At 68.4% G+C, this 25,676-nt stretch carries 30 protein-coding genes; 22 read left to right on the top strand and 8 right to left on the bottom strand.

Annotation, left to right across the window (positions count from 1 at the left end; all coding sequences use genetic code 11):
• Window positions 1-2 precede the first annotated feature (2 nt).
• Window positions 3-743 carry a flagellar basal-body rod protein FlgF gene (flgF, locus tag FRZ61_RS17250; protein WP_191909076.1) on the bottom strand — a complete coding sequence of 247 codons (741 nt, stop codon included), beginning with the start codon at window positions 741-743 and terminating at the stop codon, window positions 3-5.
• Between the two features lie 265 nt (window positions 744-1,008).
• Between flgF and FRZ61_RS17245 the strand changes: the two genes are divergently transcribed.
• From FRZ61_RS17245 to FRZ61_RS17190, 13 genes are all read left to right on the top strand, one after another.
• Window positions 1,009-1,548, top strand: coding sequence for a flagellar basal body-associated FliL family protein (locus FRZ61_RS17245; RefSeq protein WP_151118897.1), 540 nt, complete (start codon window positions 1,009-1,011; stop codon window positions 1,546-1,548).
• Between the two features lie 14 nt (window positions 1,549-1,562).
• Window positions 1,563-2,651 (top strand): flagellar motor switch protein FliM, encoded by a 1,089-nt coding sequence (fliM, locus tag FRZ61_RS17240; protein ID WP_151118896.1) that lies wholly within the window; start codon window positions 1,563-1,565, stop codon window positions 2,649-2,651.
• A 7-nt stretch (window positions 2,652-2,658) separates the two neighbouring features.
• The gene (locus FRZ61_RS17235) at window positions 2,659-3,315 is read left to right on the top strand and encodes a DUF6468 domain-containing protein (RefSeq protein ID WP_151118895.1); all 657 of its coding nucleotides are present in this window, start codon (window positions 2,659-2,661) and stop codon (window positions 3,313-3,315) included.
• 63 nt (window positions 3,316-3,378) lie between these two features.
• A complete protein-coding gene (locus FRZ61_RS17230; protein ID WP_151118894.1) occupies window positions 3,379-4,302 on the top strand; it encodes a MotE family protein in 924 nt (307 codons plus the stop codon).
• Window positions 4,303-4,421: 119 nt separating this feature from the next.
• A complete protein-coding gene (locus FRZ61_RS17225) occupies window positions 4,422-4,808 on the top strand; it encodes a response regulator (protein WP_151118893.1) in 387 nt (128 codons plus the stop codon).
• A 16-nt stretch (window positions 4,809-4,824) separates the two neighbouring features.
• Window positions 4,825-5,496: a protein phosphatase CheZ gene (locus FRZ61_RS17220; RefSeq protein ID WP_151118892.1), complete on the top strand. Its 672-nt coding sequence runs from the start codon at window positions 4,825-4,827 to the stop codon at window positions 5,494-5,496.
• 94 nt (window positions 5,497-5,590) lie between these two features.
• On the top strand, window positions 5,591-6,211 hold the full coding sequence (locus FRZ61_RS17215) for a flagellar motor protein MotB (RefSeq protein ID WP_151118891.1): 621 nt from the start codon (window positions 5,591-5,593) through the stop codon (window positions 6,209-6,211).
• A complete protein-coding gene (locus tag FRZ61_RS17210; RefSeq protein ID WP_151118890.1) occupies window positions 6,208-6,864 on the top strand; it encodes a flagellar motor protein MotB in 657 nt (218 codons plus the stop codon). Before FRZ61_RS17215 ends, FRZ61_RS17210 begins: the two co-directional genes overlap by 4 nt.
• A complete protein-coding gene (locus FRZ61_RS26450; protein ID WP_191909075.1) occupies window positions 6,861-10,415 on the top strand; it encodes a hypothetical protein in 3,555 nt (1,184 codons plus the stop codon). Before FRZ61_RS17210 ends, FRZ61_RS26450 begins: the two co-directional genes overlap by 4 nt.
• 135 nt (window positions 10,416-10,550) lie before the next feature.
• Window positions 10,551-10,688, top strand: coding sequence for a hypothetical protein (locus FRZ61_RS26445; RefSeq protein WP_191909074.1), 138 nt, complete (start codon window positions 10,551-10,553; stop codon window positions 10,686-10,688).
• Window positions 10,689-10,845: 157 nt separating this feature from the next.
• Window positions 10,846-12,057, top strand: coding sequence for a M24 family metallopeptidase (locus FRZ61_RS17195; RefSeq protein ID WP_151118888.1), 1,212 nt, complete (start codon window positions 10,846-10,848; stop codon window positions 12,055-12,057).
• A gap of 85 nt (window positions 12,058-12,142) precedes the next feature.
• Window positions 12,143-12,457: a hypothetical protein gene (locus tag FRZ61_RS26440; protein WP_191909073.1), complete on the top strand. Its 315-nt coding sequence runs from the start codon at window positions 12,143-12,145 to the stop codon at window positions 12,455-12,457.
• A complete protein-coding gene (locus FRZ61_RS17190) occupies window positions 12,454-14,727 on the top strand; it encodes a LamG domain-containing protein (RefSeq protein ID WP_191909072.1) in 2,274 nt (757 codons plus the stop codon). Before FRZ61_RS26440 ends, FRZ61_RS17190 begins: the two co-directional genes overlap by 4 nt.
• Before the next feature lie 3 nt (window positions 14,728-14,730).
• On the opposite strand, the gene map is transcribed toward FRZ61_RS17190, so the two are convergent.
• A complete protein-coding gene (gene map, locus FRZ61_RS17185; RefSeq protein ID WP_151118886.1) occupies window positions 14,731-15,570 on the bottom strand; it encodes a type I methionyl aminopeptidase in 840 nt (279 codons plus the stop codon).
• Window positions 15,570-16,202 (bottom strand): TetR/AcrR family transcriptional regulator, encoded by a 633-nt coding sequence (locus tag FRZ61_RS17180; RefSeq protein ID WP_225308863.1) that lies wholly within the window; start codon window positions 16,200-16,202, stop codon window positions 15,570-15,572. The genes map and FRZ61_RS17180 overlap by 1 nt, the downstream gene beginning before the upstream one ends.
• Before the next feature lie 216 nt (window positions 16,203-16,418).
• Here FRZ61_RS17180 and FRZ61_RS17175 point away from each other — a divergent pair, with 216 nt between their 5' ends.
• Entirely contained in the window at window positions 16,419-16,835 is a 417-nt protein-coding gene (locus tag FRZ61_RS17175) for a GFA family protein (RefSeq protein WP_151118884.1), read from the top strand.
• Between the two features lie 145 nt (window positions 16,836-16,980).
• Here FRZ61_RS17175 and fliP read toward each other — a convergent pair whose 3' ends face one another.
• From fliP to csrA, 5 genes are all read right to left on the bottom strand, one after another.
• Window positions 16,981-17,772, bottom strand: a complete 792-nt coding sequence (fliP, locus tag FRZ61_RS17170) for a flagellar type III secretion system pore protein FliP (protein ID WP_151118883.1) — start codon at window positions 17,770-17,772, stop codon at window positions 16,981-16,983.
• Window positions 17,769-18,104: a flagellar biosynthetic protein FliO gene (locus FRZ61_RS17165; RefSeq protein ID WP_151118882.1), complete on the bottom strand. Its 336-nt coding sequence runs from the start codon at window positions 18,102-18,104 to the stop codon at window positions 17,769-17,771. Before FRZ61_RS17165 ends, fliP begins: the two co-directional genes overlap by 4 nt.
• A 43-nt stretch (window positions 18,105-18,147) precedes the next feature.
• The gene (locus FRZ61_RS17160) at window positions 18,148-18,486 is read right to left on the bottom strand and encodes a hypothetical protein (RefSeq protein WP_151118881.1); all 339 of its coding nucleotides are present in this window, start codon (window positions 18,484-18,486) and stop codon (window positions 18,148-18,150) included.
• On the bottom strand, window positions 18,483-18,809 hold the full coding sequence (locus FRZ61_RS17155; RefSeq protein WP_151118880.1) for an EscU/YscU/HrcU family type III secretion system export apparatus switch protein: 327 nt from the start codon (window positions 18,807-18,809) through the stop codon (window positions 18,483-18,485). The genes FRZ61_RS17160 and FRZ61_RS17155 overlap by 4 nt, the downstream gene beginning before the upstream one ends.
• 187 nt (window positions 18,810-18,996) lie before the next feature.
• On the bottom strand, window positions 18,997-19,224 hold the full coding sequence (gene csrA, locus FRZ61_RS17150) for a carbon storage regulator CsrA (RefSeq protein ID WP_151118879.1): 228 nt from the start codon (window positions 19,222-19,224) through the stop codon (window positions 18,997-18,999).
• A 198-nt stretch (window positions 19,225-19,422) separates the two neighbouring features.
• Here csrA and FRZ61_RS17145 point away from each other — a divergent pair, with 198 nt between their 5' ends.
• The 8 genes from FRZ61_RS17145 to FRZ61_RS17110 all read left to right on the top strand — a co-directional run bounded on the left by FRZ61_RS17145 (window position 19,423) and on the right by FRZ61_RS17110 (window position 25,566).
• Window positions 19,423-19,857 (top strand): flagellar basal body protein, encoded by a 435-nt coding sequence (locus FRZ61_RS17145; protein WP_151118878.1) that lies wholly within the window; start codon window positions 19,423-19,425, stop codon window positions 19,855-19,857.
• A gap of 34 nt (window positions 19,858-19,891) precedes the next feature.
• Window positions 19,892-20,299, top strand: coding sequence for a flagellar basal body rod protein FlgC (gene flgC, locus FRZ61_RS17140; RefSeq protein ID WP_151118877.1), 408 nt, complete (start codon window positions 19,892-19,894; stop codon window positions 20,297-20,299).
• Window positions 20,300-20,368: 69 nt separating this feature from the next.
• Window positions 20,369-20,686, top strand: a complete 318-nt coding sequence (fliE, locus tag FRZ61_RS17135) for a flagellar hook-basal body complex protein FliE (protein WP_151118876.1) — start codon at window positions 20,369-20,371, stop codon at window positions 20,684-20,686.
• A gap of 81 nt (window positions 20,687-20,767) precedes the next feature.
• Window positions 20,768-21,034 (top strand): flagellar biosynthesis protein FliQ, encoded by a 267-nt coding sequence (gene fliQ, locus FRZ61_RS17130; protein ID WP_407657822.1) that lies wholly within the window; start codon window positions 20,768-20,770, stop codon window positions 21,032-21,034.
• Window positions 21,035-21,062: 28 nt separating this feature from the next.
• Window positions 21,063-21,818 (top strand): flagellar biosynthetic protein FliR, encoded by a 756-nt coding sequence (fliR, locus tag FRZ61_RS17125; protein WP_151118874.1) that lies wholly within the window; start codon window positions 21,063-21,065, stop codon window positions 21,816-21,818.
• A gap of 17 nt (window positions 21,819-21,835) precedes the next feature.
• Window positions 21,836-22,936 carry a flagellar biosynthesis protein FlhB gene (flhB, locus tag FRZ61_RS17120; protein WP_151118873.1) on the top strand — a complete coding sequence of 367 codons (1,101 nt, stop codon included), beginning with the start codon at window positions 21,836-21,838 and terminating at the stop codon, window positions 22,934-22,936.
• A 72-nt stretch (window positions 22,937-23,008) separates the two neighbouring features.
• A complete protein-coding gene (locus FRZ61_RS17115) occupies window positions 23,009-25,141 on the top strand; it encodes a response regulator (RefSeq protein ID WP_151118872.1) in 2,133 nt (710 codons plus the stop codon).
• Window positions 25,138-25,566: a hypothetical protein gene (locus FRZ61_RS17110; RefSeq protein WP_151118871.1), complete on the top strand. Its 429-nt coding sequence runs from the start codon at window positions 25,138-25,140 to the stop codon at window positions 25,564-25,566. Before FRZ61_RS17115 ends, FRZ61_RS17110 begins: the two co-directional genes overlap by 4 nt.
• Window positions 25,567-25,676: the final 110 nt, after the last annotated feature.

Genomic DNA, 25,676 nt, shown 5'->3' with positions numbered 1-25,676 from the left:
GGTTATGCCCCGCCGACGATCCCGGAGATCGCCTTGCGGATGCGGTCGTGCTCGGACTGCACGAGCTGCTGGGCGGCTTCGTAATTGCGGCTGACCGTCATCATGCGGGTCAGCTCGATGATGGGCTGGACGTTGGACTGCTCCAGGGTGCCCTGGACCAGGTCGGGATTCGCGACCGGGGTCGCGGTCGCCGAGGGCGCCGCCTTGTAGAGGCCGGCCGACTCTTCCTGGAGCGCCTGCGGATCGGCGAAGCTGACCAGGCGGATCTTGCCGAGCTCCGTCGTCTGGGGCGTGCCCGGGCTCTTGGCCGAGACCGTGCCGTCCTCGGCGATCGAGATGTCGTAGGCGTCCTGCGGCACCGTGATCGGCCCGCTCTCGCCCTGGATCACCTCGCCGTCCGAGGAGACGAGCTGGCGGCTCGCGTCCATCTCGAAATGGCCCTTGCGGGTATAGCGGTCGCCGGTGGGCGTGCTCACCACGAAGAAGCCGTCGCCGTGGATCGCGACGTCGAGCGGGTTGCCGGTCGCGGTCAGCGGGCCCTCGCGCCAGTCGCGCGGCGCCGCCGAATCCTCGACATAGGACAGGTTGGTGCCGTCTTTGGCGCGATCGAGGAACTCCTGGAACCGCAACGTCTGCCCCTTGAAGGCGGGCGTCGTCACGTTCGCGAGGTTGTTCGCGATCACGTCCATCTCTCGGTTCAAGACCATCTGGCGCGAGAGCGCTATGTAGCCGGCGTTTTCCATCGACCGTCCGGAAGCATGAAACCTGGCTGCGGCATCCTGTCCGGAAGGCGGGCAGGGGCCACGAGCGCCAAGGACCATGCAGCCGCTATGCCAATCGGGCGATGGCGGCATTTACCGGGACGAACGGGCGGTTGAGAGCGGCCGGCCGCGGGAGAGGCGGAAAAATCTGCCGCGTGGCGGCGGCAAGGATGCCCCTGCCTTAGCCCTATGTTAACCGCATCTCCCTAGGGTGCCGGGGTCAACGAATTCACGGTGGGTTCACCATATGGCCAAGGCTCCGCAACCCAAGGGGAAGACCCCCGAGGCCGACGAAGCGCAGGGCGATGCCGCGGCGGCCGAGGCGCCGAAAAAGAAGAAGTTCAGCGGCAAGAAACTGGTGCTTTTCGTCCTGCTGCCGCTGCTGCTTCTGGGCGGCGGCGGGGCGGGCGCCTACATGATGGGGCTGTTCGGCGGCGCCAAGGCCGAGCAGACGGCGGAGGCCAAGCCGGAAGAGACGAAGCCTTCCGTCTATTACGAGATGCCGGAGATGCTCGTGAACCTCGTCACGACGGGGAAGAAGCCGAGCTACCTGAAGCTCAAGGTCAGCCTCGAGCTCAAGGATGAAGAGGCGTCCAAGCAGGTGGAAGCGGTGCTGCCGCGCATCGTCGACAGCTTCCAGGTCTATCTGCGCGCGCTCAGGGTCGAGGACCTTCAGGGCTCGGCCGGAATCCTTCGCCTGCGTCAGGAACTGCTGACACGCGTCGCCGACGCGGCCAAGCCGGCGGAAGTGCACGACGTGTTGTTCAAGGAAATGCTGGTCCAGTAGGACCGTCACGGATCATGGCCGAACCCAACGAAAATACCGGCGCGCCCGCGGGCGACGAAGAGCTTTCCGAGGAAGAGCGGGCGGCGGCGGCCGCCTGGGAGAACATGGCGGCGGAGGAAGAGGAGCCCGAGGCTCCCGGCGCCGCGCCGCGTTCCACGCGCGTCCTCGACCAGAACGAGATCGACAGCCTGCTCGGCATCGGCGGCGGCGGCGGTGCCGCGGCGGCGGAATCGGGCATCCAGGCGATCGTCAACAGCTCGATGGTCTCCTACGAGCGCCTGCCCATGCTCGAGGTGGTGTTCGACCGCCTCGTCCGCATGATGTCGACATCCTTGCGCAACTTCACCTCGGACAATGTCGAGGTCTCGCTCGACAGCATCAGCTCGATCCGCTTCGGCGACTATCTCAACTCGATCCCGCTGCCGGCGATGATGGGCGTGTTCAAGGCGGAGGAGTGGGACAATTACGGCCTGCTCACGGTGGACAGCTCGCTCACCTATTCGATCGTCGACGTGCTGCTGGGCGGCAGGCGCGGCACCGCCGCGATGCGCATCGAGGGGCGGCCCTACACCACCATCGAGCGCAACCTGGTCGAGCGCATGATCACGCTGGTGCTGGCCGACCTCTCCACCACCTTCGAGCCGCTCTCCAAGGTCAATTTCCGCTTCGACCGCCTCGAGACCAATCCGCGCTTCGCCACCATCGCGCGCGGCGCCAACGCTGCGATCCTGGCGCGGCTGCGCGTCGACATGGAAGACCGCGGCGGCCGGCTCGAGCTGATCCTGCCCTATGCCACGCTGGAGCCGGTGCGCGAGCTCCTGCTGCAGATGTTCATGGGTGAGAAGTTCGGCCGCGATTCGATCTGGGAAGGCCATCTGACCACCGAGCTCTGGCAGACCGAGATCAATGTCGACGCCGTGCTTGACGAATTCACCATGCAGCTCGGCGACGTGATGAACTGGAAGGTCGGCACGCGCGTCGAGCTCAACACCCAACCCCGCTCGCTCATCCATATGCGCTGCGGCGACATTCCGATGTTCCGCGGCCATATGGGCCGCAAGGGCAACCTCATCGCGGTCCGTATCGAGGACCGCAACCGGTAGGCAATCGATGTTCGATCTCTCGATCCCCGCGGATCTCGCGAAGTTCCTGACCCTGCCCATGGCATTCGATGCCGGGCTCGTGCTGCTCCTGGGCGCGACGCTGCTGTTCGTGGCGCGGCTCAACCGGCGGATCGGCGAGCTCAAGCGCGAGCGCACCCATTTCGACGCCGCGATCGAGCGCTTCGCCGGGGCCGCGGCCGAGACCCAGCGCGCCATGGCCGAGCTGCGCCGGATGGCCGAGGGCGAGGGCAAGGTCATCCAGGAGCAGGTCAAGAAGGGTGCCGGCATCGCCGACGATCTGGAGTTCCTGATCGGGCGGGCGACCGCCGCGGCCGACCGCCTCGAGACGGTCATCGGCAAGGCGCGCCCCATCGAGGCGCGCCAGAACGAGACCCGCGCCACGGAGCCGCGCGCCGCCGAGCTGCATCCCCAGAACGCCGAGGCGCGCGAGAGCGCCGCGGCCAAGGACACGCCGCGCATGGCCGCGCGCGATCTCGCGAAGGCGACGCCGCTGGCGCGGGCCTTCGCGGGCGATCCCAACGATCTGGTGCGCGGCTCCGCCTCGCGCGGCGGCCCGGCGACGGTGACGCGCCGGCCGATGCCGGCCGAGACCCTGCCGGAAAGCGGACGCGCCCTGCTCAAGGCCCTTGCGGGCCTGCGCTGAACCCCGAATCCCGCGCCGGGTCCCCAGGGGCCGGCGCTTCGAGCCTCGAGAGTGCTGTTCCTCATGCGACTGCGCGTACTTCCCGTTCTGCTCTTTTTCGGCACCGCGCTGTTCACGCTGCGGGTCGGTACCATGTGGCAGGACGCGACGCTGACGGCCGGCAGCCCGACCGAAGCCCAGACCAACGCGCCGGCGGCGACCACGCCTCCCACGGCCTCGGCAACGACCACGGCCGCGGCGACCGCAGCGCCTGCGACACCCGGCCAGACGACGGCTCCGGCCGCGACGACGCCTCCCGCGACCCCGGCAACGACGATGGCGGCGGCGGCCGCGCCCACGACGGCGGCGCCCACACCGGCCCCGGCGACCCCGGCTTCGGCCGCCGCCGCGCCGCCGGCGGCCAACGGCACCCCCACGGCGGCGCCTTCGCCGCCGCCCGTCTCGCCGGACGGCTCCGCGCAGCAGAACCTGCTGGGTCAGCCCCAGGCGGCGTCGGCCGACACGGCGCCCACCGGCGTCGATGCCGCCCCCCCGGAGCCGACGGCGGACAATGCCGACCAGGACAACCCGTTCAACTATTCCGACAGCGAGATCGAGCTGCTGCAGGATCTGGCCAAGCGGCGCGACGAGCTCGACAAGCGCTCGACGGCGCTCGACCAGCGCGAGGCCCTGCTGGCCGCGACCGAGCAGCGCATGGACGAGAAGCTGGCCGAGCTCAAGGCGGTGCAGGCGCAGATCGAGAGCGGCCTGCAGCAGCAGAAGGACGCGCAGGACGCGCAGTACAAGAGCCTGGTCAAGACCTACGAGACCATGAAGCCCAAGGATGCCGCGCGCATCTTCGACAGCCTCGAGATGGAGGTCCTGATCGAGGTGGCCGAGCGCATGAAGGAAGCCAAGCTGGCCCCGGTGCTGGCCGCCATGGACGCCACCAAGGCCCAGGCCGTGACCGTCGAGCTGGCCTCCCGCCGCGCCCCCACGGTGCAATAGATCCTTTCCGGATTAGCCAAGAAATTGCAGCCGTTTACGGCCACTTAACCAGCGCCGGGTAGTCTCCAATCGCGGGTCTGCCGCACCTGTCCTGACGGCCCATTCGAGGAAGCTGATCGATGTCCATCGACATGCATATGCCGATCCTGATCGTCGACGATTACAAGACGATGCTTCGGATCATCCGCAACCTGCTGAAGCAGCTCGGCTTCGACAATGTCGAGGAAGCGACCGACGGCAGCGCGGCGCTCGCCAAGCTGCGCGACAAGGGCTTCAGCCTGGTGATCTCGGATTGGAACATGGAGCCGATGACCGGCATCCAGCTCCTGCGCGAGGTGCGCGCCGACGCCAAGCTGAAGGATCTGCCCTTCATCATGATCACGGCGGAAAGCAAGAGCGAGAACGTGATCGCGGCCAAGGAAGCGGGCGTCAGCAACTACATTGTGAAGCCGTTCAACGCCGCCACGCTGAAGCAGAAGCTGACCACCATTCTCGGCAATTTCTGAGCCGGGGTTCAGTGCCATGGCACGCAAGCAGGTTGCCGACAAGGAACTGGCCGACAAGCTGGCCACGGTCGAGCGCGAGCGCAAGGAGAAGCCGCTCGATGCGCGCGAACTGATGGCCATGGTCGAAGGCATCGTCGCCACCATGGAGGGGGACCTCTCTCCGATGAGCATCAAGCTTTATGCCGAGCTCGAGCAGCTCGCCCATTTCATCCAGAAGGCGAAGTCCGAGATCGCAAGCTTGCGCCCGGACGAGATCCGCGATCAGCATCTGCCGACCGCCACCGACGAGCTCGAGGCCATCGTGGGCGCCACCGAAGGGGCGACCAACGGCATCCTGGGCGCGGTGGAGCAGATCGAGAACCTGACCGCCGAGATGCCGCCCGAAGTGGCCGAGAAGGTCACCGAGGCCGTCACGCAGGTCTACGAATCCTGCAACTTCCAGGACATCACCGGACAGCGCATCTCCAAGGTGGTGAAGGCGCTGCAGCACATCGAATCCAAGGTGGATGCGCTGCTCTCCGCCTTCGGCGACGAGATGACCAAGCATCGCAAGGAGGCCAAGGCGGCCTCCGAGGACGCGACCAAGCAGGGCGCGACCGGCGATCAGGCCCTTCTCAACGGACCGCAACTTCCGCAGGAAGCGAAGGGGCAGGCCGACATCGACGCGCTCTTTGCCAGCCTCGGTTGACAGCAGGGGCGCTCTCTCCAGTCCCGGTTCGAATGCAGGCCCGGCCGCGGCCCTGACGCCGGCAAGCCTTGCGCCTGTTCTGAGCCCGCATCGCATGGCCCTGCGGCGCGCTCGCCAGGGCTACCAGCCGACCACGCCGCCCTGGCTCATCAGCTACGCCGATCTCATCACGCTGCTGCTCTGCTTTTTCATCCTCCTGACCGGCGCCACCCGTGTCGAGCAGCACCGCGCGCAGCCGGTGATGGCGAGCCTGGCCGACCAGTTCTCCGGCGTGCTCGAGCGCGGCAGCGACACCATGGAGGACGGCGCCGGTTCCATCGGGGAGCTGCGGCTGGTCAAGGACCGGGTCCAGGGGCTGATCGCCAACGCGATGCCTCTGGCCGTGATCCGCCGCACCAGCGAGGCCAACCGTCTCGAGGTGGAGCTGCCGGAGAACGGCCTGTTCCAGCCCGGCGAGGACGATCTGGGCGCGCTCGGCCGCGCCCGGCTGAAGAACCTGCTGGCCGTCATCCGCCAAGGGGCTGGCGGCACGCCTTACCGGCTGGAATACCGGCTCCCGCGCGGCGACCGGGCGGTGCAGCGCGCGGCGGCACTCGGCGGCGAGACTGTGGCCGCCGGCATGAGCGGCGGCGGCGTCGGCGTCGCCATCGACAGCGTTCTCCCCGGCGGCAAGCTGCGGCTGCGCATCGATCTCGGCGGCGAGGCCACGCCATGAGCCTGACCTCGCGCCACGGATTCGGAACCGAGAACAAGGGCCAGGCCCGCACCCTCTGGCTCTATACGCTCAGCGACCTGATGAGCCTGCTGCTCTGCTTCTTCGTGCTGCTTTTCGCCATGTCCCGCGTCGAAAGCGGGCGCTGGGAGCAGATCTTCGGCGTCACCATCCATGACGAGGCGGCGATGACCGCCGAGGAACGCGCCGACAAGGAGGCCGAGCGCAATGCCGCGGCCCTCGCCGAGGTGCGCGATGCCAATTACCTCCAGGCCCTGATGACCGAACGGCTGGGCGGCCTCTCGCTCGGCTTTCCCGTGACGGTGTCGCGGGTCCCGGACGGCGTGCAGATGACGATGCCGGCCGACGCCCTGTTCGCAAGCGGGGCCGCGCGCGACGACGCGGCGCTGGCCCAGACCATCGCGCCGCTGGCGCAGCTGCTGGCGACGGTCCCCAACGCGATCTCGGTGCTGGTCTCGGCGCCGCGTTCGCCCACGCCGGACGCCTGGCGGGCGGCGCTGGCCCGCGGCCAGGCCTTCACCGACGCGCTGGCCCATGCCGGGCTCGACCATGTCGGCGCCATCGAGACGCGCGACCTGCCGGGCAACGGCCCGCAGATCGCGCTCCTGCTGCGCGACCGCGAGAACGCGCCATGACCCTCTCGCAGCGCATCGCCGTCGTGCTGACGGCCCTCATGCTGGCGGCCCTGGTCGCGATGTCCGGCGCGCGCGCCGAGGAGACGATCCGCACGCGCGGCTGGGTCCATGAGAAGGAGGGCTTCGGGCGCCTCGTCTTCGACTGGACCACCGCCGTGGGCTACAGCGCGAAGGTCGAAGGCCAGAAGCTGGTGATCGAGTTCGACCGCCCTGCCGGCTTTGCGACCGACCGTGCCTTGTCGCTGCTGTCGCCCTATATCGTCGGCATCGCCGAGCAGACCGACCGTCGGCTCGTCCTCAACCTGACCGGCCCCTGGACGCTCAAGAGCTTCAAGGACGGCACCAAGGTGGCGTTCGATCTCTTCGGGACGCCGCCGGCCCTCGCCAAGGCCACACCCGCGGCCGCTCCGGCACCGGCCGCGCCGCCGGCTGCATTCTCTTCGACCAGCCCGCCGACACCGGCACCCGCGACGGCACCGCCGCCAGTCGCGCCGGCACAAGCGGCCGCCGCCGCCATCCAGCCGCCGCCCTCCAACGCCACCACCGCCGCGCCGGTGGTGAAGCTGCGTTTCGGGCAGCATGACGGCTTTACCCGGCTCGTGCTCGATTTCCCGGCGCCGGTTCCCTATCGCCTCGAGCGGCAGGGCGACGAGGCGCGGCTCTTGATCGACGCGCCGGCGCGCCTGGCGCTCGACGGCACGGTCCGCTCCTGGCCCGCTCCGCTCAAGGACCTTCATGCGGATGGCAGCGAGTCCAAGCCGGTCCTGGCGTTGAGCCTCATGCCCGGCACGGCGATCAAGGATTTCCGCGACGGTCCGCGCCTGGTGCTCGATCTCGCGAAGGGCGGCGATGCGGCTGCGGCAAGCGCCGCCAGCGCGACGCCGACGGCCCCGACGGCGGCCACCCCGTCCGCGGCCCAGACACCGCCGGCCGCTGCCGTCGGCACGCCCGCGCCCAACGATGGCGGCAAGCCCCGGCCGCTCCTGCCGGCCAATGCCATGACGGCGGCCGATCTCTTGAACGGCGCCTCGACGACCTCGCCCGCCCCGGCTCATGCCGATGCCGCGCCCGACGATGACGACGTGCCCGTGGTCGCGCCGCCGCCGCTCGATCCGAACGCGCCGCTGCTGGCGGTCGCGGTCGATCGGACCGGCGACGGCCCCTCCTTGCAGTTTCCCTGGGCCGTGCCGACCGGCCTCGCCATCTTCCGCCGTTCCGGCGCGCTCTGGCTGGTGTTCGATCAAGCGGCGCGTTTCGATCTCTCGGCGCTGTCGACGCCGGCCCCGATCGGCCCCGCTTCAATCGGCAGGGCGATGCAGATCGGCGGCATGCCCGCGACGCTGCGCCTGACCGGGATCAACGGGCTCGCGGCACTGCCGCGCCGCGACGGCAACAAATGGATCATCGATCTCAGGCCGCAGGCCGAAGGGCCGGCGACGCCGATCGCCGTCACCGCCGACGCGGCCTCTGCGTCGCCGCGCGTTCTGCTGAAGCTGATTTCGGCCGGCGATCCGCTGACGTTGCTCGATCCCGAGGTCGGCGATCGCCTGACTGTGGTGACCTCGGCCGAGCCCGGCCTCGGTGTGGTGCCGTCGCAGGGCTGGCCCGCCTTCCGGCTGCTGGCGACGGTCCAGGGCATCGCCATCGAGCCCAAGCAGGACGGGCTCCAGGTGACGAAGACGGCCGGCGGCATCGCGATCGCGGCGGCGGCCGATCCCGCCCTGGCATCGATCGCCGACGCGCCCAAACCGGCCGCGGCGAACGGGGATGCGCCCGACCCCGAGGGGCCGGCCGCGAGCGAGCGGCTGTTCGATCTTCCCGCCTGGCGGCGCGAGGACGAGGGTGATTTCCCGACGGTCGAGGCCCGGCTCAAGGCCGCGGTCGACGCGGCTTCCGACGATAAGCGCGAGATGGCGCGTCTCGATCTGGCGCGCTTCTATTTCGCCCATGGCCGTGCGGCCGAGACCGGCGGCCTGATCGATCTGATCGGGACCGAGCGCCAGGATCCGCTGCTCGACCCGCAGCTTCTGCTGATGCAGGCGGCTTCCGCCTTCCTGACCGGCGATCCGGTCGCGGCCGATGCCGCGCTCAACCAGCATGCGCTCGATGGCGAGGTCGAGGCGGAACCCTGGCGCGGCGCGGTCGCGACGCTCAAGGGCGATTGGAGCAAGGCCGCCGACGACTTCCAGGATGCCGATACGCTCGTGACCGACTATCCGCAACCCGTGCGATTCCAGCTCGAGGCGCTGGCGGCCGAGGCCGCGATCCAGACCCAGGATACGACCGGCGCGCAGGACTGGCTCGACAAGCTCAAGGCGGACCGGCCGGTGCCGGCGCAGCAGGCCAAGATCGCCTTCCTCCAGGGCCTGCTGGCGCGCAGCCAGGGCGACGTGGCCGCGGCGGGCGAGGCCTGGGACCGCGTCGGGCCGGAGGCCGACGGCGACACGGCGGCGCGGACCGAGTTCGCGCGCGTCGATCTCGCCCGCGAGACGGGCGCCATCTCCAACGCCGAGGCGATCAAGCGGCTCGAGGCGTTGCGCTTCGCCACGCGCGGCAGCCTGCTGGAGTTTCCGCTGCTGAAGCGGCTGGGCGAGCTCTATCTGGCCGACGGCCGGCCGCGGCAGGGCCTGGGGCTGCTGCGCCAGCTCGCGAGCCATTTCCCGCAGCATCGCGATCTCGACAAGGTCATGGCCGACATGACGCAGGGCTTCCGCGACGCCTTCCTCGGCGGGACCGCGAGGAAGCTGAAGCCGCTGGAGGCGATCTCGCTCTATGGCGAGTTCAGCGAGCTGACGCCGCCGGGTGCGGAGGGCGGGGCCGTCGCCATGGCGCTCGCCGACCGCATGATCGATATCGACCTGCTCGACCGCGCCGATGCCGTGCTGCTCGATCAGGTCCGCCACAAGCTCACGGGCGCCGACAAGGCGCGGGTGGGCGCGAAGCTGGCCCAGGTGCGCCTCCTCGACGACGATCCGGAAGGCGCGCTCGGCGCGCTCAAGGAGAGCGGCGGGCCCGACCTGCCGGCCGATCTCGCGGCCGAGCGCCGCCGCGTCGAGGCGCAGGCGCTGCACCGCGCCGGCCGCAGCCTCGAGGCCGTGGCGCTCCTGGCGAACGACCAGGACCCCGAGGCGGGCAAGCTCAAGGCCCGCATCTATTGGGAGCTCAAGGAATGGGCCGCGGCGGCACGCGAGTTCGACCATCTGCTCGCCGATGCCGACGCCCAACTTCTCACCCCCGATCAGGCCGAGTGGGGCGTGGCCGAGGCGATCGCCTGGTCGCTCGCCGGCGACAAGTTCAAGCTCGCCGAGCTGAGGCAGGCGCTGGGGCCGGCGATGAAGGAGACGGCGCAGGCTCAGACCTTCGCCATGCTGACGGACCCCGAGAGCGACCCCAACGCGCTCCTCGCTACCAAGCTCGCCGCCGTGGCGCGTTTCGAGAGCTTCATGTCGGACTACAAGGCGAAGCACGGCGATGGCGGCGCGGCGGCGACCGCGCCCAATACGAGCCAGGCGCCGAGCACCGCGCCCGCGACGGCCATCGCGGGCGGCTGAGCCATCGCGCGGCTGGCCTCGCTGCACCTGTTCATCGATCGGGATGAAGTGCGTCTTCGCCCATAGAGACGCTTGAAGTGCGCCATCGAAACGTGGAAGCTATCGGCCTCCGCGATGTCCGATCGAGCGTCCGAGATGACCGGAATTCGATCCAGCACAGCATTTGACGCCACCGCCGCGCGCCTGGTCCGCGAGACGGCGGCGATGCCGTTTCGTGCCGGCAAGATGCTGGCCCTGACCGACTCCAGCCCGCATCTCTGGTTCAGCCCCTGACGCGGCCCTGATCGCCACCGGCGAAGCCCGCCAGGCTACGGGCGAGGCCCGTTCGGCGCAGCCTCTCACATCGTTCTCGAATTCAGGAACAGCCGCGCCTTCGGGAGCGGCAGGGCGAAGCCTGCCCATCGTGGGACAGGGCTTCAGGGAGACAACCATGCAGGATTATTTACGCAAGCAGATCGACTGGCCGCAGCCTTTCCCCGACCAGGAATATGCCGACCGTCTCGCGCGGGTGCGCGCCGCGCTGCAGGGCGCGAAGCTCGATGCGATCTATGTCACGACGCCGGCGAACCTCACCTGGCTCGCCGGGTACGACATGATCTGGTACCACACGCGCTGCCTGACGGGGATGCTGATCCGCGCCGACAGCGACAAGACCGTCTGGTTCGACGGTGTCGGCCACACCACGATCGTGTCGCTCACGCCGGCGATCAAGGACGTGGTCTGGTGCAAGAGCGAGAATGTGACCGATCTGGTCCATAAGGTCGTGGACGGCATTGCGCCGCGGATCGGCGCCCAGGCGCGGATCGGGCTCGAACCCTGGGGCTACTCGCCCCATGCCGATGTGATGAAGGCGGTGCGGGACGGGCTCGAGGCCAAAGGCAAGAAGACGAGCGACGCATCGACGCTGATCGAGCGGCTCCGGCTGGTGAAATCGCCGGCCGAGATCGCGGTAGTACGCCAGGCGGCGGCGATGGCGGACAACGCCATGGAGGCCGCACGCAAGGTCCTGGCGCCCGGCATCATGGAGACGGAGATCGAGGCCGCCATCATGTCGAGCCTGATGAAGGCCGGCGGCGGTTATCCCGGCATCCGCAGCATGATCGGCTCGGGTCCCCGCGCCGGCACGCACCACAGCGCCGCGACGCAGCGCAAGGTGAAGAAGGGCGATCTCGTCTTCGTCGATTTCTGCAGCGCGCTGCACCGCTACCATATCAACCTGAACCGGACGTTCACGCTGGGCAAGCCCGATCCGCGCTTCGCCGAGCTGATGAAAAAATCGTCGGGCTGCGTCGACCAGATCCTCGCCAGCGTCAAGCCGGGCGACCCCTGGAGCAAGATCTCGACCGTCGGCGAGGACTATCTCGTCAAGCACGACATCAACAAATACATCTGGTGGCAGGGCGGCTATGCGCTCGGCATCTCGGTGCCGCCGGACTGGGTCGGCTCCTTCTTCGCCGACCCGCTCTCGGGCATCGAGGATCAGCCGATGCAGCCCGGCATGGTGTTCAACTATGAGAACCAGTTCGACGTCTGGGAGAACTGGGACGGCGGCAGCGGTGCGGCCTATATCGAAACGCTTCTCGTCACCGAGAAGGGGCTCGAGGTCCTGTCGAAGCTGCCGCGCACCCTGATCGAGGTCTGAGGCGCCGCCCGCCGACCCAACGACGGAACGGGGAGGGCGCCGGGCGCCCTCCCCAACCCGGTCTTTGCCCGAGGAGTCCATCGATATGAGCCTTGATGCCCCGTCCCATCGCCATCTGTTCCGCAGGGAGCTGGCGGAAGAGTTCCGCCAGCATCTGTTCGGGCCGCACAGCCCGGCGCTGCGCGTGATGCTGAACCGCATGCGCAGCCATCAGGGCGAGGAGGTCTTCGTGCTGGTCTGCCTCGAGCCGTTCCGGAAATGGGCGCTCGCGAGGAAGTCGCCGAAGCGCGGCGCCCCCGTCACGCTCGTTCCCGGTGTCACCTTCACCAATGCCGCGGAGGCCGAGTGGGAGGTCTTCAAGCGCCATTGGCAGCAGCAGACGGGGGAGGTGCTGTCGTGAGCGCCGTCCTGCCGAAGAAGCGGCTGGTGGGCTATGCCGACCGCCACAGCGCGCGGCCCGGCGAGGCCATTGAGTTCAAGGTCTCGTCCGATGGCATCGCGCGCTATCATGCGCAGATCGTGAAGCTGATCTCGGGCGATCATCATCTGCAAGGCCTCGGCTTCATCGAGACACCGGTCGAGACGGCGGTCACCGGCGACTATGCCGGGCGGCATCAGCCGCTCCCTGCCGGCTCCTATGGCATCGTCACCGCGGTCGAGGGGCTCGACACGCTGGAGAGCTTCACGATCCAGGCCTGGGTCTGGCCGACCTTGGCGAACGGGCGCCGGCAGGTGGTCGCCGCACGCTGGATCGAGACGTCCCGGCGCGGCTTTGCGCTGGTGCTGGACGAAAAGGGCGCTCTCGGCTTCGAGGCCGGCGACGGAACGGGTGTTGCCCGGGTCGGCACGGATCGACCGCTGCCCCTCCGCTACTGGACGTTTGTCGCCGCCGCTTACGACGCGGCGACACGCACGGTAAGGCTGCACCAGGACAGCGCGGCCAGCACGGGCTGGAGTCCGGCGCCGTTCGCCAAAGAGGCCACGCTGTCCGTCGTCCCCCGGCCTGAGCCGGGGTCGCCGTTGCTGATCGCAGCTTCGCTCGCGCGGCGGGGCCAGGGTTCCGCCATCGCCACTGGCCATTACAACGGCAAGATCGACAGCCTGCGTCTCTCCGACCGCGCCCTGAGCCGCGCCGAGATGGAGGCGCTGCATCGGCCCGCGAGCCTGCCGGGCCATCTGCGCGGCGCCTGGGATTTCTCGAAGGAGATGACCACCGACCGGATCCTCGACCTCTCGGCCGATCGCCGCGATGGGACGCTGGTGAACCTGCCGGCGCGTGCGATGAAAGGCTTCAACTGGGACGGGACCCAATTCGACTGGAAGGGGGCGCCGGAGCAATATGGCGCGATCCATTTCCACGAGGATGATCTCTATGACGCCGGGTGGGAGACCGATTTCGCGCTGACGGTTCCGGCCTCGCTGCCGAGCGGCATCTATGCCGCGAAGCTCACGGGCGAGGGCGACACCGACTATGTCCCGTTCGTCGTCCGCCCGGCGCTCGGCGCCAAGTCAGCCGATACGCTGGTTCTGCTGCCGACCGCCAGCTACCTGGCCTATGCCAACGAGCGGGCGGGGCTCGAAGGCGGTGGCAAGCTCCACGCCTTCGCCAACCACCTGACCTCGTTCGGGCCGACCGATCTCTGGCTCAACGATCATCCCGAAGTCGGCGGCTCGCTCTATGACGTCCATAGCGACGGCAGCGGCGTCTGCTACAGCTCGCGGCTGCGGCCGATCCTCAATTTCCGGCCCGGCATCACCAACTCCTGGATCGGTTCCGACGGCGGCGCGCCCTGGCAGTTCAACGCGGATCTCGCCCTGATCTCCTGGCTCGAGGCGAAATCGATTCCCTATGACGTGATCACCGACGAGGACCTGCACGAGGGCGGATATCCGGCCTTGGCCGGCCATCGCGCGGTCCTCACCGGCAGCCATCCGGAATATTATTCGAAGGAGATGTACGAGGCGCTCGAGACCCATCTCGGCCGCGGCGGGCGGCTGATCTATCTGGGCGGCAACGGCTTCTATTGGCGCGTCGCCTTCCACCGCTCGCTACCGGGCGTGATGGAGCTGCGCCGCACCGAAGACGGCATCCGCGACTGGGTCGCGGAGGGCGGCGAGTACTACCACAGCTTCACCGGCGAATATGGCGGCATGTGGTCCCGCATGGGCCGGCCGATCGCCGGCCTCGCCGGCGTCGACATGGCGGCCCAAGGGTTCGATGTCAGCTCCTATTACCGCCGCACGGCGGGGAGCCGCGATCCGCGCGCGGCCTTCATCTTCGCCGGCATTGACGACGAGATCATCGGCGATTTCGGCACGGTGGGCGGCGGGGCGGCCGGCATCGAGCTCGACCGCTGCGACAAGGCGAACGGTTCGCCCGCCCACGTGCTGGTGGTCGCGTCGTCGGAGGGGCATTCCGACACCTATTTCCCCTCGCCGGAGCATATCAACAACGCGAACGCCGCGATGGACGGCACCCAGAATCCGGATGTGCGGGCCGACATGACCTTCTACGAGACCTCGTCGGGCGGCGCGGTCTTCTCGACCGGCTCGATCGCCTGGATCGGCAGCCTCACCTTCAACGGCTGCCGCAACAATGTCTCGCAGGTGACGGAGAACGTGCTGCGCCGCTTCCTCGACCCGACGCCCTTCCGGCATCCGATGGATTAAAGATCAGGCCGCCGATTTCGCGTCCACGGGATAGGGCGGCTTGTGCCAGCCCCGGGGCGAGGTGGTGAAGATCTCGACGCCCGTCTCGGTCACGCCGACCGAATGCTCGAACTGGGCCGAGAGCGAGCGGTCGCGCGTCACGGCGGTCCAGCCGTCAGAGAGCACCTTCACCTCGTGGCGGCCGGCATTGAGCATCGGCTCGATGGTGAAGATCATGCCGGGCTCGAGCGTGACGCCGGTGCCGCGCTTGCCGTAATGGAGCACAAGGGGCGCGTCGTGGAAGATCCGGCCCACGCCATGGCCGCAGAAATCCTCGACCACGCTGAAGCGCTCGCGCCGGGCGATGGTCTCGATCGCATGGCCGATGTCGCCCAGATGCGCGCCGGGCTTCACCTGCGCGATCCCGGCCATCATCGCCTCGTAGGTGGCGTCGACCAGCCGGCGCGCCTTGATCGGCACCTCGCCCACGTCATACATGCGGCTCGTGTCGCCATGCCAGCCATCGACCAGCGGCGTCACGTCGATATTGAGGATGTCGCCCTCGCGCAGGACCTTGTCATCGGCCGGGATGCCATGCGTCACCACATGGTTGACCGAGATGCAGCTCGCATGGCGATAGCCCTTGTAGCCGATGGTGGCGGGCACCGTGCCGGCATCGCGCATGAACTGCTCGAGCAGCCGGTCGAGATGGGCGGTGGAAACGCCGGGCCGCACATAGGGCGCGATGAAATCGAGCGTCATCGCCGCGATGCGCCCGGCGCGGCGCATGCCGGCGAAGCCTTCCTCGTCATGGAGCGGAATCTCGCGGCCGGTCTGGTCGCGCTGGGTCGAATGGCGCAGCATCAGGCGACGCGCCTCCCGTCATCGGTCTCCATCGCCGCGCCGGCCCGGGCGGCGGTGCCGAGGCTGCGATGCATGTCCTCGACCATCGTGTCGAGGAAGGGCGGGGGCGCCTTGTCGGCCAGCAGGTGCGGGCGCAGCAGCGCGATCGGCCCGTCGAGCACCAGGAACTTGGCGCGCGCCGCCGCCTGCGCCGCGTCGCCGCGGTCCTTCGGCCGCTGCAGGGCGAGATAGGTCTCGAAGTCGGCATCGAGCGCCGCCTGCTGGCGTTCCACCTGCCGCTGCAGCGGCTCCGGCACCGGGCCGTCGAGCAGGTCCTCGATCTCGTTCAGCAGCAGGAAACGGGCGCGGCGCCGATGCTGGCGGGCCCAGTCCAGGATCGAGAGCGCGGCCCCCAGCCCCTCGCCGGCGCGTAAAGGCGGCGCCAGGCCGGTGGCGAAGCTCTCATGGCATTCGAGCCAGGCCGTGGCCAGGATCGCGCTGCGGGATTCGAAGCGGTGATAGATCGAGCCCGTCGGCGCCCCCACCTTGCGGGCGATCGCCGCCATGGAGGCGGCCGACGGCCCGCCCTCGGCGACCAGCGCCAAGGTGGCCTCGACGAAGACGTCGGCGGAGAAGCGGGCGAGACGGACCATGGCAATTAGAATAGGCATTCTAGAACGAGGCGTCAATGAGGGGTCGCCCCTCGTTTGTCATTGCCGGGCTTGACCCGGCAATCCAGTCTTGGCGCGACGCAAGATGCTGGCAGTTATCGCGTCCCTGGTCCCTGGATCGCCGGATCAAGCCCGGCGATGACAGGAGGAGGCGCGGGCGAGGCGAGTGCATGCGGCGCCAATCCAGAGGAAACACCGATGACAGACTCCTCGAAACCGAGCGTTCGCCAACTCGCCGGCAAATGCTATTGCGGCGCCGTCGAATACGAGGTGGCGGACGCGTTCCGCTACGCGATGAACTGTCACTGCTCGCAATGCCGGCGGACGACGGGTTCGGCGTTCAAGCCCTTCGCGGGCATCGAGCGCGCGAAGCTCACCGTTGCGGCCGGCGCGGACAAGCTCCTGATCGTCGGCGAGCCCGACGGCCATGACGCGCATTGCCGGCTCTGCGGCTCGCTGCTCTATTCGGTCGTGCGCGAAGGCGCCTTCGTCCATGTGGCGATGGGGACGCTCACCGACGATCCGGGCATCCGGCCGTCGAAGCATATCTTCGTCGGCTCGAAGGCGCCCTGGTTCACGATCACCGACGACCTGCCGCAGCACGAGGAGTTTTGAGAGGGTCGTGTTGGGAGTGCGGGTCGCCGTCCGCGCCTTCTTTCTTTTCTGTCATTGCCGGGCTTGACCCGGCAATCCAGGGGGCGAGAGCCGGACTGTTGCCCTGGATCCCCGGGTCAAGCCCGGAGATGGCAACGGTGAGGCCTCATCCCTGCCCGAAGCTGCGCACCAGGCTGCCGACGACGAGATACCAGCCGTCCACCAGCACGAAGAAGATGAGCTTGAAGGGCAGGGAGACCTGCACCGGCGGCAGCATCATCATGCCCATCGACATCAGGATCGAGGCGACCACCATGTCGATGATGAGGAAGGGCACGAACAAGAGGAAGCCGATCTCGAAGGCGCGCCGGAGCTCGCTGATCATGAAGGCGGGGATGAGCGAGGTCAGCGGCGCCTGGGAAGCGGGCGTATTCGGATCGACCTTGCCGATATCGAGGAAGAGCGCCAGGTCGTTCTCGCGCACCTGGCTCAGCATGAAGGTGCGGAAGGGCGCCACGCTGCGGTCGAAGGCGGTGGCCTCGTCGAGCTCGCCGCGGATATAGGGCGAGACGCCGTTGTCATAGGCCTGGGTGAAGGTCGGCGCCATGATGGCGCCGGTGAGGAACAGCGCGAGGCTGATCATCACCATGTTGGGCGGCGTCTGCTGGATGCCGAGCGCGCTGCGCAGGAAGGAGAGCGCCACCACGATCCGGGTGAAGGAGGTCACCATCACCAGGATGCCGGGCGCCAGGCTCAGCACGGTGATGAGGGCGATGATCTCGAGGATCTGGCTGGTCGCGGTGCCGCTGCCGCCGAGGTCGAGCGTCACGCTCTGCGGGAAAGCGGGCGAGGCGAGGAGCGCCGTCGCGATGCCGGCGCCGATGCCGAGCGAGCGGCGCGCCCATTGGCCGGGTTTCACGAAGATGCGCCGCGGTGGGCCGATGACGATGTCGGTCATGCTGCGCCCGCGGGCGCGCCGGAAGAGGGCCGCCCCGCCGCATCGAGCGCCTTCTCGAAACCCGAGGATCGCGGCGCGATGCCGCTTTCGACCACCAGATCCGCAGGGCCGCCGATCAGGAGCAGATGCTCGGTCTCGTCGCGCCTTACCAGCACCAGCCGGCGGCGGCCGTCGAGCGCGATCGCGGCGGTCACGGCGAGGCGCTTCTGCCCGCCCTTGCTCATGCGCATGCCGCCCCAGCCGGCGCGCTTGAGGATGAAGGCGGCGATCGCGATCAGCGCGAGGACGCCGGCCAGCGCCAGGATGAAGCGGAGATAGACGGAAATATCCACGGTTGGGAACTACCCGGGCAATCGGCGGTAAAGACGATGAGGTTCAGCGGCCCCTGGCGCCGGCATTGAGGCCGGCATGGCCATAGGCGCCGGCGGCGCGCCGCCGCTGGGTCACGGCGTTGATCTCGCTCATGGTCGCGTCGCGGCTGGCCTTGAGCTCCGCCTCGAGCAGGTTGAGCTCCGCCACCAGCGCCAGGAAGGCCGCGCGCAGCATCTCGCGATCCGCGCCGGTCACGCTTTCGAGCCGCGTGCAGAGCGTGGCACAGCGCTCGTCCAGCGAGGTGAGATCGAGGAGCTGGCCCTGCCGCAGATGGCGGCGAGCCGCCTCGGTGATGCCGGTCAGATAGACGAGCTCGCCGACGAGCGTGGGCGTATCGGTCATGGACGTGAAGTCCCTTGCTTGAGGATGGCGGGAAGGCGGCCATTGGCCCGGTAGACGTAAGCGAGGATCTCGGCGACCGCGACCAGCGCCTCGACCGGGATCTCGCAATCGATCTCGACCGCCGCGAGCAGGCCCGCGAGGTCGGGATCCTCATGCACCGGCACATTGTTCGCGCGTGCCAGCGCCAGGATCTGTTCGGCAATCGGGCCGCGGCCGGCAGCGCTCACGCGCGGCACGCCGGCGCGCGTGGGATCGTAGGTCAACGCGGCTGCGACCGGTCGGTCGTCGGCTTTGCCGCGGGAGGGGATGTCGGAACGAGCCACCGCCTGCCGTCCTTACGGGCGATGCCGCGAGCGGCCATCAAAATGACGGCGCCGTCAGGCCCTTGCCCGTGACCGGCATTTTTTACCGGGTAGCGTTAACAAAGATTGAAGGAGGCGGCGGCGCCGATTAATTCCACGCTCTTTTCGTCCCCGCCGTTTGCTGCGGCGGGAGAGGGAAGGAATCGGTTCAGCTCGGCTTCTTGTTGGTGCCGAGCGCCACCAGATGTGCGCTCGATTCCGCGGCGGCCCGGTTCTCGGCCTGGATCCGCTCGTAGATCTCGCGGCGCAGCACGCTGGCGTCGGCGGGGAAGGTGAAGCCCAGCTTGACCGATTTCCCCCGGACCTCGACCACCGTGACTTCGATATTGTCGTTGATGACGACGGATTCGCCGACTTTGCGCGTCAGATAGAGCATGCAGCCTGTTTCTTCCTGACCCAGGGCGCACCCGCCGGGAGGACCCCGATTCGGGCGCGATTCGCCGCTTAACGGTTGGACCTTAACGCTTTTACCCCACGTTAACAATGCCGGCGTCATGCTCGGGCCCGACTCTGGCCCAGGAACAGGCCCGGCCGCCGGCCGGGTGTTCGCTGTCGCCAGAGGGGCGAAGGCGCGATGGATCTCAGCCGCATACCCCTGTTTTCGCTGGCGCTCGACAAGATGGCCTGGCTGAACAAGCGCCAGGAGGTCTTGGCCCACAACATCGCCAACGCCGACACGCCCGACTTCCAGCCGCAGGAATTGAAGCCGCTCGATGCGCGCGCGGCCCTGAGCTCGGTCGGCGCGCAAGGATCGGGGCAGTTCACGCTGATGCCGGTGGCGACCGACCCCAACCATATCGTGGGTCCTTCGGGCGCCCATGCCGGCAAGCCCGCGGTCGAGGGCGAGAAGAAGCCTTACGAGACCACGCTCGCCGGCAACCAGGTCGTGCTCGAGGAGCAGATGGTGAAGGTGGCGGAGACGCAGGCCAACTACGAGATGGCGACCAATCTCTACAAGAAATACATCGACATGGTGAAGATCGCGCTGGGACGCGGGAGCTCGGCATGATGCGGGCTGACGCGACGCGCAGGGGAGAGCAGCGATGGATCTGACCGATTCGCTCAAGATCTCGGCCTCGGGCCTGAAGGCGCAGGGCACGCGCCTGCGCGTCATCGCCGAGAACCTCGCCAACGCGGATTCGACCGCAAAGACCTCGGGCGGCACCCCCTATCAGCGCAAGGTCGTGACCTTCCGCAACGTGCTCGATCGCGAGCTCGGCGTCGACATGGTCGAGACCAACCGGCCCGCGCTCGACAAGACGCCGTTCGACACGAAATACGACCCGACCAATCCGGGCGCCGACGCCCAGGGCTATGTAAAGATGCCCAACGTGAACACGCTGATCGAGCTCGCCGACATGCGTGAAGCCGAGCGGTCCTACGAGGCCAATCTCAAGGCCATCGAGGCCTCGCGCACCATGTTGCAGAAGGCCATCGACATCCTGCGCTAAGTAGGCGCCGGATCCACCAGAGAGGAGACCGACGTCAGGTAGGCGTCTTCAAGAACAGGAGACGTACCCATGCGCAGCGATTTCGCCGCCGCCGCCAAGTTCTACGAACAGGTGGCGCAGAGCAGCGCCAAGCCGCTCGGGACTGGCATGGAGCCGCGCCCGACCGAGGGCCCGAGCTTTTCCGATTTCCTCAAGCAGGCCGGCACCGAGACGGTGAACAGCCTGAGACAGGGCGAATCCCAGACCATCCAGGGGCTCGCCGGCAAGGCGGAGCTTTCCGACATCATCGCCGCGGTCAGCCAGGCCGAGGTCTCGCTGCAGACCGTGGTCGCGGTGCGCGACAAGGTGATCGCCGCCTATCAGGACGTCATGCGCATGTCGATCTGACGCGTCGGGGGCGAAAGCCCCCGCGCCCGCAGCCGCGTGAATTCATTTCGTCTCTTTCCGACCGAAGGCCGGTTTCCTCCCGTGGACCAAGCTGCCATCCTCGATATCGCGCGCGAGACCGTCTTCGTCACGCTCAAGCTGGGCGCGCCCATCCTGCTGCTCGCGCTGATCGCGGGCGTCGCGATCTCGCTCCTGCAGGCGCTGACCCAGATGCAGGAGATGACGCTCTCCTTCGTGCCGAAGATCCTGGCGATCCTGCTGTCGCTCGTCGTCTTCCTGCCCTTCATGCTCACCACGCTCACGGACTTCACCCACGAGCTGATGGACCGCATCGCGTCCGGCGGCTGAGCGGGAGAAGGGGGCGGAAGGTCGGGCGATGCTGCAGCAGATCCTCACCACGAACCTGTTCGCCTTCTTCCTGGTGTTCGCGCGCCTCGGATCGGCGGTCATGCTGCTGCCCGGCATCGGCGAAAGCTATGTGGCGCCGCGCTTCCGGCTCTGCTTCGCGCTGGCCTTCTCCCTGGCGCTGATGCCGCTGCTCCAGCCGCAGCTTCCGCCGGCGCCCGCGGGCGCCGTCGCGCTGCTCCTGCTCATGGGCGGCGAGATCATCGTCGGCCTGTTCCTCGGGACGCTGGTGCGCCTCATCCTGCTGGCGCTCGAGATGGCGGGCATGATGATCGCGCTCCAGATCGGCTTCGCCAGCGCCCTGTCGCAGGATCCCGCGACCGCGCAGCAAGGCTCGGTCATCGGCAATTTCCTGCTGTCGCTGGGCGTGGTGCTGATCTTCGCCACCGGCCTCCATATGCCGATGATCCGCGCCATGGTCGACTCCTACGGCGTCTTCCCGGCGGGCGGCGTGCCGGCCGCGGGCGACATGGCGATCACCGTGGCGAGGACGGTGGGCAAGGCCTTCGCCATCGCGGTCGAGTTCTCGACGCCGTTCGTGCTGCTCGGGCTGCTCTTCAATCTGGCGCTAGGGCTCCTGTCGCGGCTGATGCCGCAGCTCCAGGTGTTCTTCGTCGGCCTGCCGGTCCAGATCCTGGCGGGCTTCGTCCTGCTCGCGGCGGGGCTGGCCTTCGCCATGACCTGGTTCCTGGGTCGGCTGGCCAACGCCCTGCCCGGCCTCTTGTGATCGGAGCCCGTCGCTAGATGGCCGAGGAAGATCAGGACGATTCCCAACGAACAGAAGAGCCAAGTCAACGAAGGCTCCAGGAAGCGCGCGAGAAGGGCCAGGTCGCCCAGTCGCGCGAGGTGCAGCACTGGATCGTAATCCTGGGGGTGGCGCTCGCCATCTTCATCTTCGCGACCCAGGCCGTGAACGGCACGGCGCGCCTGGTGCTGCCGTTCCTGGAACGGCCCGAGACGATACCCACCGATTTCGACAATCTGCGGCATATCCTCGCCGGGACCGTGTTCGGGCTGTTCAAGATCGCGCTGTTGCCGTTTCTGGTGCTCATCATCGCCGCCATGGCGGGCGGATTGATCCAGACCGGCTTCATCTTCTCGGGCGAGCAGCTCAAGCCCAAGCTCGAGCGGATCAACCCGATCGAGGGCGCCAAGCGCCTGTTCTCGCGCCGGTCGCTGGCGGAGTTCGCCAAGAACCTCGCCAAGCTGGCCGTGGTCGGCACGGTCGCCATGATGGTGCTCTGGCCCATGGCCAACGACGCGGCCCGGCTCATCGGCCTCGACCAGGGCGCCGTGCTGGGCCTGCTCAAGCATGACAGCATGCGGCTCCTGATCGCGCTGCTCTCGATCATGGCGATCATCGCGGCGCTCGATTACCTCTATCAGTATTTCGAGCATATCCGGCGCCTGCGCATGTCGAAGCGCGAGTTGCGCGAGGAATTGAAGCAGTCGGAAGGCGATCCGCTGATCAAGTCGCGCATCCGCCAGATGCGCATGGAGCGCGCGCGCCGGCGCATGATGGCGCAGGTGCCCAAGGCCGACGTGGTGATCACCAACCCGACCCACTTCGCGGTCGCGCTCAAATACGAGATCGGCAAGATGGCGGCGCCGGTGCTGATCGCCAAGGGTGCCGACGCGGTCGCCTTCAAGATCCGCGAGGTGGCCGAGGCCCACAAGATCCCGGTCGTCGAGAATCCGCCGCTCGCGCGCGGCTTGTTCGCGGCGGTCGAGCTGGATCAGGAGATCCCGGCGGAGCATTACAAGGCGGTGGCCGAGGTCATCGGCTACGTCATGCGGTTGCGCGGCGGCGGCGCGCCGCCGCGGCCGGCGATGGCGCGGCGCTAGAGGACGGACCGGAGAAGGCGGGCGACAAGTCGTCCGCAAGGCAAGAAGAAACTGCTAGAGTGAGGATGCGATATGGCGGGGCAGGGGATGGCGAGCCAGGGCGGAAGAAAGCTGGGCCGATGGGGCGGCTGCGCGGCGATGGCCGCGTCGCTGCTGGTGGGGCTTTGTCCGCCGGCAATGGCACAGATGAACGCCGAGGTCAGCGTCAGCCTGCTCACCATGGCGCTCGTGCTGGTGCCGCTCTTCGCGCTCATCCTCATCAGCTACTGGCTGGGCCGGCGCTCGCTCCATGGTGGCGCCATCGGCGAGCGCCAGCTCATGGCGCTGCTCGATCGCGCCCCCCTCGGCTGGTACGCGCTCGATGCGACCGGCCGCATCACCTACATGAACGGCACCATGCGCGACTGGCTGGGGCTCGGCGAGGAAGGCGGGCCCGACGGTTTCGGCGAGGTGCGGCTGCATGACCTCCTGGCCGAGCTGCCGGCGGGCGCCGTGCCGGCGAGCCCCTTCGGCAGCGGGCTGGTCGGCGAGGGCGACGCGCTGTTCCGCAGCCGCTCCGGCGAGGCCATCTCGGTGCATCTGCGCCAGCAGGCCCTGCCGCCCGGCACGCGCGGCGGCTCGGTCGCCTGCGCCGTGGTCCACGACCTGCGCCCGGCCCGCGCCCGCGAGGCCCAGCTCCAGGTGTTCGAGCGCCGGTTCCAGCGCTTCTTCGAGCAGGCGCCGCTGGGCATCACGTTGGTCGATGCCGAAGGCCGGCTCGAGGAAGCCAACAAGGCGTTCCGCTCGATGGTCAAGATGCGCTCGGCCGAGCTGCGCAAGCGCCGGCTGCTCGACCTCATCGCCGAAGCCGACCGCCCGCAGGTGGAAGGCCGCCTGCGCATGGCGCTTCAGGGCGAGGAGCTCGGCGAGCGGCCGCTCGACCTGCAGATGGCGGCCGGCAACGGCCGCAGCGCCACGCTCTATGCGGTGCGCCGCGAGGACGAGCCCGGCGGCAAGCCCGGCCTCATCGTCCAGTTCATCGACACCACCGAGCGCAAGAAGCTGGAACGCCAGTTCTCGCAGTCGCAGAAGATGCAGGCGGTGGGCCAGCTCGCCGGCGGCATCGCCCACGACTTCAACAACCTGCTCACCGCCATGATCGGCTTCTGCGACCTGCTGCTGCTGCGCCACCGCGCCGGCGACCAGTCCTTCGCCGACATCATGCAGATCAAGCAGAACGCCAACCGCGCCGCCAACCTGGTGCGCCAGCTCCTGGCCTTCTCGCGCCAGCAGACCCTGATCCCGCGCGTGCTCGACGTGACCGACGTGCTGGCCGAGCTGTCGCATCTGCTGCGCCGGCTGATCGGCGCCAATATCGAGCTGCAGATGGTCCATGGCCGCGAGCTGTTCCCGGTCAAGGTCGACCATGGCCAGCTCGAGCAGGTGATCATCAACCTCGCGGTCAATGCGCGCGACGCCATGCCCGAGGGCGGCAAGCTCCTGATCCGCACCTCGAACGTCTCGAACGCCTATCCGGTGACGCGCGGGGCCGAGACCATGCCGCCCGGCGACTATGCGCGCATCGAGGTTGCCGATACGGGCACGGGCATTGCCCCCGATATCATCGACAACATCTTCGAGCCCTTCTTCTCGACCAAGGAAGTGGGCGCGGGCACCGGCCTCGGGCTCGCCACCGTCTATGGCATCGTCAAGCAGACCGGCGGCTTCATCTTCGTCGACAGCAAGGTGGGCGAGGGCACGGCCTTCTCGATCTATCTGCCGCGCCATGCCGCCGCCAAGAGCGAGGCCCCGGCCAAGCAGGAAGGCGACGCGGGCCAGCCGCGCGACCTGACCGGCATGGGGACGGTGCTGCTGGTCGAGGACGAGGACGCCGTACGTCTCTTCGGCGCCCGCGCGCTGCGCAACAAGGGCTACAACGTGTTCGAGGCGCGCAGCGGCGAGGCGGCGCTGGAGATGATCAAGGCCGGCAAGCAGCCGATCGATCTCCTGATCACCGACGTGGTGATGCCGCGCATGGACGGGCCGACCCTGATCAAGGAGGTCCGGCTGATCCGCCCCGAGCTCAAGGTCATCTTCATCTCCGGCTATGCCGAGGACGATTTCCGCAAGCGCCTGGGCGAGGGGGCCGAGATCCATTTCCTGCCCAAGCCCTTCTCCCTCTCGCAGCTGGCCGAGAAGGTGAAGGAAGTGATGCGCGCGGCATGAAGCGGGTCCTGGCGTCGCGCACCGTGTCGGGCCTGGACTGCTTCTCCGAGACGAACGCGATCGGCAGGGCCAGCCTGTTTCCGCTGGAGCGCGACCTGCTCGAGGTGATCGTGACCCAGGCGCTCGGCGGCAACGAGATGTGGCGCCGCCAGATCGGCCATCTCCAGGTCCGCAGCCGCAGCTTCACCGACAAGACCTTCCTGAGCCGCTTCCTCCTGGCCGATCCGACCATGGTGGTCATGCCGTTCGTCGCGAACGAGGTGGTGAGCGGCTGGATCCGCACCGAGCTGCCCGGCGGCGCCGGTAGCCTGGACCATGTGCTCTATCTGGAGCGGGGCACCATGGTCGCGCTGGAGGGCATGGCCCGGAACGGCGAGCTGCCGGCCGAGATCGGCCAGTACCGGATCCTGAACGACCGCGGATAGCGGGACGGGAACCCGGCCGGGCCGGCGCCCGGCATCTTAACCATCTGAAATCGAACGCGAATCACGGCGCCCCGAGGGCGGAGGCCGGGGTTTTGCCCCTGACGGCAGCT

Source organism: Hypericibacter adhaerens (genome assembly GCF_008728835.1).
GTDB classification, from domain to species: Bacteria; Pseudomonadota; Alphaproteobacteria; order Dongiales; family Dongiaceae; genus Hypericibacter; species Hypericibacter adhaerens.
This window is presented reverse-complemented; position numbering and strand designations above follow the sequence as displayed.